This is a genomic window from uncultured Salinicola sp. (assembly GCF_937921195.1).
Lineage (GTDB): Bacteria > Pseudomonadota > Gammaproteobacteria > Pseudomonadales > Halomonadaceae > Salinicola.
The window spans coordinates 1-8,133 of sequence record NZ_CALFQK010000171.1; the positions used below are offsets into that span (position 1 = coordinate 1).

8 protein-coding genes are annotated in these 8,133 nt (G+C 64.0%); 6 read left to right on the forward strand and 2 right to left on the reverse strand.

What is annotated here, in order from left to right:
- From nrdE to Q0602_RS20655, 5 genes are all read left to right on the forward strand, one after another.
- Positions 1-1,337: class 1b ribonucleoside-diphosphate reductase subunit alpha (nrdE, locus tag Q0602_RS20635; RefSeq protein WP_298847588.1), on the forward strand; the 1,337-nt coding region annotated here is incomplete at its 5' end.
- Positions 1,338-1,561: 224 nt separating this feature from the next.
- Entirely contained in the window at positions 1,562-2,539 is a 978-nt protein-coding gene (gene nrdF, locus Q0602_RS20640) for a class 1b ribonucleoside-diphosphate reductase subunit beta (protein WP_298847599.1), read from the forward strand.
- Between the two features lie 371 nt (positions 2,540-2,910).
- Positions 2,911-3,648, forward strand: coding sequence for a hypothetical protein (locus Q0602_RS20645; protein WP_298847590.1), 738 nt, complete (start codon positions 2,911-2,913; stop codon positions 3,646-3,648).
- 158 nt (positions 3,649-3,806) lie between these two features.
- The gene (locus Q0602_RS20650; protein WP_298847592.1) at positions 3,807-4,427 is read left to right on the forward strand and encodes an NUDIX hydrolase; all 621 of its coding nucleotides are present in this window, start codon (positions 3,807-3,809) and stop codon (positions 4,425-4,427) included.
- A gap of 88 nt (positions 4,428-4,515) precedes the next feature.
- Positions 4,516-5,169 (forward strand): tellurite resistance TerB family protein, encoded by a 654-nt coding sequence (locus tag Q0602_RS20655; RefSeq protein ID WP_298847594.1) that lies wholly within the window; start codon positions 4,516-4,518, stop codon positions 5,167-5,169.
- Here Q0602_RS20655 and Q0602_RS20660 read toward each other — a convergent pair.
- Positions 5,166-6,401 carry an MFS transporter gene (locus Q0602_RS20660; protein ID WP_295036056.1) on the reverse strand — a complete coding sequence of 412 codons (1,236 nt, stop codon included), beginning with the start codon at positions 6,399-6,401 and terminating at the stop codon, positions 5,166-5,168. The two genes, Q0602_RS20655 and Q0602_RS20660, sit on opposite strands and share 4 nt — an antisense overlap.
- Before the next feature lie 102 nt (positions 6,402-6,503).
- Here Q0602_RS20660 and Q0602_RS20665 point away from each other — a divergent pair, with 102 nt between their 5' ends.
- The gene (locus Q0602_RS20665) at positions 6,504-7,073 is read left to right on the forward strand and encodes a TetR/AcrR family transcriptional regulator (RefSeq protein ID WP_295036055.1); all 570 of its coding nucleotides are present in this window, start codon (positions 6,504-6,506) and stop codon (positions 7,071-7,073) included.
- A gap of 3 nt (positions 7,074-7,076) precedes the next feature.
- Here Q0602_RS20665 and Q0602_RS20670 read toward each other — a convergent pair.
- Positions 7,077-8,133, reverse strand: a 1,057-nt coding sequence (locus Q0602_RS20670; RefSeq protein WP_298847597.1) for an EscU/YscU/HrcU family type III secretion system export apparatus switch protein, incomplete at its 5' end; no start/stop codon positions are given.

The window sequence follows — 8,133 nt, forward strand, 5'->3', positions numbered from 1 at the left end:
TCGACACCAAGCGCGAGAACGCCGACGAGAAGATCCGCATCAAGACGCTGTCGCTGGGCATCGTGATGCCGGACATCACCTTCGAGCTGGCCAAGCGCAACGAGGAGATGTACCTGTTCTCGCCCTACGACGTGGAGCGCATCTACGGCGTGCCGTTCGGCGACATCAGCGTCACCGAGAAGTACGAGGAGATGGTCGCCGACGGCCGCATCCGCAAGAAGAAGATCAACGCCCGCGAGCTGTTCCAGACCATCGCCGAGCTGCAGTTCGAATCCGGCTATCCGTATCTGATGTTCGAGGACACGGTGAACCGTGCCAACCCGATCCACGGCCGGATCAACATGTCGAACCTCTGCTCGGAGATCCTGCAGGTCAACACGCCGACCGAGTACGACGACGATCTCGGCTATCGTCACATCGGCGAGGACATCTCCTGCAACCTGGGCTCGCTCAACATCGCCAAGACCATGGACTCGCCGGACTTCGGCACCACGGTGGAAGCGGCCATTCGCGGCCTGACCGCGGTCTCCGAGATGAGCAACATCACCTCGGTGCCGTCGATCGCCGAGGGCAACGCCAGGTCCCACGCCATCGGCCTGGGGCAGATGAACCTGCACGGCTATCTGGCGCGCGAGCATATCCTCTACGGTAGCGAAGAAGGGTTGGATTTCACCAACATCTACTTCTACACCATCGCGTTCCATGCCATTCGCGCTTCCAACCGCATCGCCATCGAGCGCAACCAGCGCTTCGCCGGCTTCGAGCAGTCCACCTATGCCAGCGGCGAGTACTTCGACAAGTACACCGAACAGGCGTGGGAGCCGAAGACCGAGAAGGTGCGCGGCTTGTTCGAGCAGAGCGGCATCGCCATTCCGACCCAGGACGACTGGCGCGAGCTGAAGGCATCGGTGATGGCCCACGGCCTGTTCAACCGCAACCTGCAGGCGATTCCGCCCACCGGCTCGATCTCCTACATCAACAACTCGACCTCGAGCATCCATCCGGTCACCTCCAAGGTCGAGATCCGCAAGGAAGGCAAGCTGGGCCGCGTCTACTACCCGGCGCCGTACCTGACCGACGATAACCAGGAGTTCTACCAGGACGCCTACGAGCTCGGTCCCGAGAAGATCATCGACACCTACGCCGAGGCGACCCAGCACGTCGACCAGGGCCTGTCGCTGACGCTGTTCTTCCGTGACACGGCGACCACCCGTGACGTCAACCGCGCGCAGATCTACGCCTGGCGCAAGGGTATCAAGACGATCTACTACATTCGTCTGCGTCAGGCCGCTCTCGAGGGAACGGAAGTCGAGGGGTGCGTTTCCTGCACGCTGTAAAGAGGCAAAATGGCTGCGCTCGGTCATGCTGTGTTGAAAGTCGGCTCAAGGTGCTCATTTACACCCCGTAAACTCCGCTCTTTCGCCGACTTTCGCCTTGCCTGACCATCGCTCGCCAATTTTGCGATTGTCAGCCGAACAAGCCGTTTTGATTCAATCGAGCGAACGCGCCGGGTTGAAGCGAGTCTTTCCGGCGCCAACCGAACGAGAACACTCTCATGGATATGCCCACCTCTGTCGCCCGTCATCTGAACCGGGTCGATGCGATCAACTGGAACCGCCTTCAGGACGACAAGGACCTGGAGGTCTGGAACCGTCTCACCGGCAACTTCTGGCTGCCGGAGAAGATTCCGCTCTCCAACGACATCCCGTCCTGGAACACCCTGACCGAGCACGAGCAGCAACTGACCATCCGCGTGTTCACCGGCCTGACCCTGCTCGACACCATCCAGGGCACCGTCGGCGCACCGGCGCTGATCGACGACGCCGTGACCCCGCACGAAGAGGCGGTGATCACCAACATCAGCTTCATGGAGTCGGTCCACGCGCGCTCCTACAGCTCGATCTTCTCCACGCTCTGCGCCACCCGCGACGTCGACGACGCCTACCGCTGGAGCGAGGAGAATCCGTTCCTGCAGAAGAAGGCCGAGCTGATCCTCGAACGCTATCGCGCCGAAGATCCGCTGATGCGCAAGGTCGCCAGCACCTTCCTCGAGTCGTTTCTGTTCTACTCCGGCTTCTACCTGCCGATGTACTGGTCCAGCCGCGCCAAGCTGACCAATACCGCCGACCTGATTCGCCTGATCATTCGCGACGAGGCGATCCACGGCTACTACATCGGCTACAAGTTCCAGCGTCAGCTGGCCCAGTTGCCGGCGGAGCGCCAGGAAGAGATCAAGATCTACGCCTACGAGCTGCTCCACGAGCTCTACGACAACGAGGTCAAGTACACCGAGGCGCTCTACGACGACGTCGGCCTGACCGAGGACGTCAAGAAGTTCCTTCACTACAACGCCAACAAGGCGTTGATGAACCTGGGCTTCGAAGCGCTGTTCCCGGCCAGCGTCACCGACGTCAGCCCGGCGATCCTCGCCGCGCTCTCGCCCGGCTCCGACGAGAACCACGACTTCTTCTCCGGCTCCGGCTCCTCCTACGTGATTGGCAAGACGGTCAGCACGGAAGACGACGACTGGGCGTTCTGAGGGAAGCACTGACTAAATGTCTGCGCGGGAAAATCACTGCGTTGTGCGGTGCCGGGGCGCCGGTCCGATCGGAATCCTCACCTATACCCCATAGGCTCCGGATCCTGTGCTCCGTACGCCTTGTGCTTTAACCCGCTCGTCGATTTATTCAGCACTTCACGAGCTATTGCAGCCATTCTCAATTGCGCCTTGAAGAACCGCTCCGACCGGGGCGGTTTTTTTATGCCCGTTGGCACCGGTGGATCGAGCGATGGATCTCGGCACTTGCCGATGTCGTGATTCGACCTTCCTCGCTCACTGCACACTGCCTGCACGAAGCCACGAGATAGTGCTCCTGCACCGCGTCCCGGTGCGCAACCGGAGTCGAAGTCATGAAATTTCACCAGTCACTCATCGCGCTGGCCGTCACCGCTTCCACCTTGTCACCGCTGGCCATGGCTGCACCGGCCGAACAACCCAAGCCGCCTGCGCCCCACGAGGCACGCATGGCGCACGCCGACCCGCTCAAGGAGGCGGTGGTCGCCAGCTGGAATCTCGATGACGATAAACTGGCAAGCCTCGCCCAGGCCGACAGCGATTTCCGCGCCGGTCTCCAGCAACTGCGTGGCAACGATGACCAGGCAGCGCCCGAGCAGCGCCGGGCCGCGATGGAGTCCCTGCTCCAGCAGCAGCGCGAGCAACTCACCGACGTGCTCACCGACGAGCAGCTCCACGCCTACCAGATGCTGGAGCGCCCGCGGCCGCCGATGATGCGTCACCACGGCGGACCGCGCCTGGATCCCGAGCAGATGACCGCCCAGCTCGAGCAGCGCTATGCGCCGCTGTTCGCGACCTGGAATCTCGATCAGGACCAGAGTGCCAAGGTGCTCAACGCCGAACGCACCTTCTTCGACGGGCTGCATCAACTGAAGCGTCCCGACGTGAAGGGCGATGACGAATCACGGGACGCGCGTGGTGCGCAGTTCAAGCAGCTGCTGGAACAGCGTCACAGTGCGCTCTCCTCGGTGCTCGACGACGAGCAGGTCACGGCGTTCGAAGCGCTGACCAAGCCGCCGCGTGGACCTCACCACGGCCCGCGACCGGACGGCGAGGCGCCTGCCGCCGGTTGATGGCGCCAGCGTCTTCGCGAGCTCTCGCCTGGAAAGCCCTTCTGCGGAAGGGCTTTTTCACGTCCGCACCATGTCGCTGCCTGACGTCTTCGGCCACAGTTGTTAGTCTTTGGGCGAACATGTGTTGTCATCCACCCTCTGCGATCGGAAACCGCCTCATGGAAGATCAATGGCTGGCCTGGGCCAAGCGGCTCTCGGCTCTGGCCGACACTGGGCTGCACTACTGTCGCGACAAGTTCGATCGCGAGCGCTATGAAGAAGTCGCCGAGATTTCGGCCTCGATGATGGCGGCGCTGGGCGATATTCCCATCGGGCGCGTGAACCTGGCGCTGGGCAAGGGCGAGGGACACGTCACGCCGAAGATCGATGTGCGTGCGGCGATCATCGACGACGGCAGGATCCTGCTGGTGAAGGAGAAGATGGACGGGCGCTGGACCATGCCCGGCGGCTACGCCGAGGTCGGGCTCTCGGCTGCCGAGAACACCATCAAGGAGGTGTGGGAGGAGGCCGGCGTCAAGGTCGAAGCCAAGCGGCTCTACGCCATCCGCCACAAGGCCAAGCATGCCTATCCGGCCGACGTGCTCGATTTCTACAAGCTGTTCTTCCTCTGCGAGCGGCTCGACGGCGGCCCGCTCGACCCCGGGCATGAAGTGCACGATGCCGCCTATTTCTCCCCCGAGGCGCTGCCGCCACTCTCCGAGCCCCGGGTCATCGCCCGGGACATTGCCGATGCGTTCGAATTTCACGCCGATTCCCGTCGTCCGGCGCTGATCGATTGAGCCGATCGTCCCTCGGGTTAAACCTCCGGGCCCGATGGCGGTCTATAGCAGTGCAGGATGATCATGCAACGGGGTGAATGGAGGGGTAATGAACGCACAGAAAATTCTATCGCAGATCATGAAACAGGCCGGGGGCGGAAAGGGCTCGTCGTCGGGTATCGGTGGCTTCGACGCCAAATCGCTGCTGGGAGGTGGCGCGCTGGGCATGCTGGTCGGCAGCAAGCGTGGCCGCAGCATGGGCGGCAAGGCGATCAAGTACGGCGCCCTGGCCGGTCTGGGCGCCCTGGCCTGGAAAGCCTGGCAGGCGCATCAGGAGCAGAAATCGGCGCCCGCCGAAGCGACGACAGCAACCGACCAGCCGCTGGAGCAGCTCTCCGGCGAGCGGCAGGAGAGCCGCAGCCTGGTGATTCTGCGGGCGATGATCGCCGCCGCGCGTGCCGACGGCCACATCGATGCTCAGGAGCGGGCCGCGCTGGCCGAGCAGATCGACGCGCTTGGCGCCGACGATGAACTTCACGCCTGGGTGGAGCAGCAGATGTCCGCACCACTGGATGCCAATGCCATCGCCCGCGATGCCGATTCGCCCCAGGCCGCCCGCGAGGTCTACCTGGCCAGCGTGGCGATCGTCGACGACCAGAACCCGATGGAGCGGGCCTGGCTCGATCAACTGGCGGCAGCGCTCAAGCTCGACGGCGATCTCTGTCGCACGCTGGAACGCCAGGCCGTCGAAAGCCCGGCCTAGGCCGGGTTGGTGCATCTGGCCCGGGGCTCGGCCTCGGGCTGGCGTTGGGTCAAGGTACCGACGAACGCGGCCAGTGACAGCAGCGCCACCAGGCTGCCGTAGGCGTAGATGGTGGGTATCAGGCCCAGGTGCTGGGTCGCGATTCCGCCACACAGCGCCAGCGTGCTGGCGGACAGATAGCAGATGACGTAGAACGCCGCCATCAACGCCGATCGTTCGGTGGGCGGTGCCAGGGGCATGACGACGCGCATGGCGCCCATGAACGCGGCGCCGAAACCGATGCCGGCGATCGCCGTCCCGACCAGCAGTATGCCCACCGCCCGTTGATGGACCCCCAGCAGCAAACCGAGCATGCCGACGATCAGGCAGGCGGTACCCAGCAGTACCGCCAGGCGCGGCGGCTTGGCGCGCAGGATCAGCACGCTGATGCCGCCGATGAACGGGAGCAGAAAGGTGATCAGGCATCCTACCAGCGGGTTGTGAACGCCACTGATCGTCTCCACCAGCGTGGGGCCCAGCGATAGCGAGAACCCCCCCAGCGCCCAGGAGGAGACGACGGCCGGGACGACCCGAAACAGCGGTCCTCGCACCGATGGGGGAATCGTCGCACGAGGGCGAAGTGCCGCCAGCGCGCCGGGACGCGGCGTGACGCTCTCCGGAATGCGCTTGAGACAGGCTCCCATGATGACGAGCAGGACGATCAGCACCAGATAGACCAGACGCATCGGCGCCGGCGCGTAGGTCACCAGCAGGCCGGCGAACAGCGCGCCGAGGCCCATTCCGGAGAGCGGCGCGATGCTCGCCAGTACCGGCCCGCGGGTATGGTCGCTGTCGAGCATCGCCGCGGCCAGGGCACTGGTCACGATACCGGTCGCCGCGCCCTGCAGAATCCTCGCTGCCAGCACCCAGACGAGCCCGTCGGCGACCACGAACAGCAGCAGCGACAGGATCTCGCCGACGATGGCGATCGCCACCACTGGCCGCCGGCCGATGTAGTCGGATAGCGAACCGGTGACCAGCAGCGCCAGCAGCAGCGCGAAGACATAACTCGCGAACACCAGCGTCAGCCAGGTCGTGGAGAAGTGCCAACTGGTCTGATAGATCCGGTAGAGTGGCGTCGGGGCGCTCGAGGCCGCGAGAAACGTCACCATCAATACCGCGTAGTAGACCAGCGAACCGAGCCGGGGGGCCGGATAGACATTGGTCGACGGGGATGAAGGTGGAGGTGACATGAGGGAGTCCATTAATGCTAAAATTTTGCGTTAGAGAGAGTTTGAACTTAGCAGGCTCATAAAGCAAATATTTTGCGTTTGTGTTTTCATCAGTGAACCGCCATGCCGATCAAAGAAGCCGTCAGACCGGGCGGGCGCAGTGCCCGGGTACAGGAAGCCGTCCATCAGGCCGTTCGCGAGCTGCAGGCGGTAAAGTCGCGCGATGAGTTGACGGTGCCCCAGGTCGCCGAACATGCCGGCGTCACGCCGTCGACGATCTACCGGCGCTGGGGCAATCTGGCGGAACTGGTCGCCGACGTCTCCGTAGAGCGCATGCGCCCCGATGACGATCCCGTGGATACCGGTACCCTGGCCGGCGACCTGCAGGCCTGGGGCGAGCAGTATCTCGAGGAAATGACCTCGGTGCCGGGGCAGCGCGCACTCAACGACGTGATGGCCAGCGCGGACAACGGACGTCGCGAACGCTGCTGTCGCTACAGCGAATCGCTCATGGCGACGCTGCGGGAGCGCGCGCTCTCGCGCGGCGAGGCGGCGGTGCCATCTCTGGACCGGCTGGTCGACGGGGTGGTGGCGCCGATGACCTACCGCCTGCTGTACGACCGCGAATCGGCTACCGCCGCCAATCTCCGGCGATGGATCGCCCGCGCGCTGGCGGTGGAGGATGTCGACTGACACTCAGATCAGCTTGGCGGCCACCAGCAGGTCGGCCACCGACTGGAAGGTCCCATCGGGTATCGGGTCGCCATTGCTGGCCCGTCTGGCAATGCTGGCGGCGAGCGTGGCGTCCGCTGCCCGGGGGATGTGGCGGGAGTTGGCACTCGCCAGCAGCTCCGCGGCCTGTTCCGGCGATGCCTTGCAGGTGACCAGCGGTACCGGCGTTTCCCCGCGTACGTAGCGAATGCCGACCAGCCAGCCATCTTCGGTGCCGATCATCATTGAGGCGTGCTGCACGCCGACCTTGGCATTCAGCTGATGCATCTCGCGTCGCCGCTTGCGGCGCTCCTGATTCATCGTCGGGTCGCCTTCCTGATCCTTGCGCTCCCGCTTCTGCTCGGTCTTGGTCATGCGCTGGTCGCGTCGAAACAGCCAGCGCTGCAGCATCACGTCGAAGCCGCCGACCAGCAGGAACGCGATCAGCGCCGTGATCACCAGCGGCTGCAGCAGATCGAGGAAGGTGCCCTGAATGCAGCCGAAACCGCAGCTGGATGACTCCATCAGCGACTGCAGGCCCAGGCCATAGACCACGATCAGGGCGACCCCCAGCGCCACCATCTTGAACAGCGACTTGAGGAATTCGATCAGGCCACGCATCGAGAAGATGCGCTTGAAACCCTGTACCGGGTCGACTTTCTCCGCCTTGGGCAGCACCGGTTCGGTGGCGAAGATGAAACCCTGCGAGACCACGATGTTGGTCAGCACGATGATCACGAACGTGAGCGCCACCAGCGGTACCACCGAAAGCAGCAGCACCTCGCCCGCCTGTGCCATCAGGCGCGGCCACAGCGAATCGAACGGCTCGGTATAGAGTCTCGATGTCACCTCGAGCAGGCCCTGTACCCGGGCGATGATATCGCTGGCGCTGACCGCGATGTAGAGCGTGCAGGCCAGCAACACCATGGCAGTGACCAGGTCCGCGCTCTGGGAGACCTGGCCCTTCTTGCGCGCGTCGCGAAGCTTCTTCGTCGACGGCGGTAGCGTCTTTTCCTCGGAGGGCTGCTGGCTCATGGCGCGA

Excerpts from the sequence above, each read along its gene's own strand:
- nrdF (WP_298847599.1), top strand. The coding sequence starts at position 1,562 with ATGCCCACCTCTGTCGCCCGTCATCTGAACCGGGTCGATGCGATCAAC.
- Q0602_RS20645 (WP_298847590.1), top strand. The coding sequence starts at position 2,911 with ATGAAATTTCACCAGTCACTCATCGCGCTGGCCGTCACCGCTTCCACC.
- Q0602_RS20650 (WP_298847592.1), top strand. The coding sequence starts at position 3,807 with ATGGAAGATCAATGGCTGGCCTGGGCCAAGCGGCTCTCGGCTCTGGCC.
- Q0602_RS20655 (WP_298847594.1), top strand. The coding sequence starts at position 4,516 with ATGAACGCACAGAAAATTCTATCGCAGATCATGAAACAGGCCGGGGGC.
- Q0602_RS20660 (WP_295036056.1), bottom strand. The coding sequence starts at position 6,401 with ATGTCACCTCCACCTTCATCCCCGTCGACCAATGTCTATCCGGCCCCC.
- Q0602_RS20665 (WP_295036055.1), top strand. The coding sequence starts at position 6,504 with ATGCCGATCAAAGAAGCCGTCAGACCGGGCGGGCGCAGTGCCCGGGTA.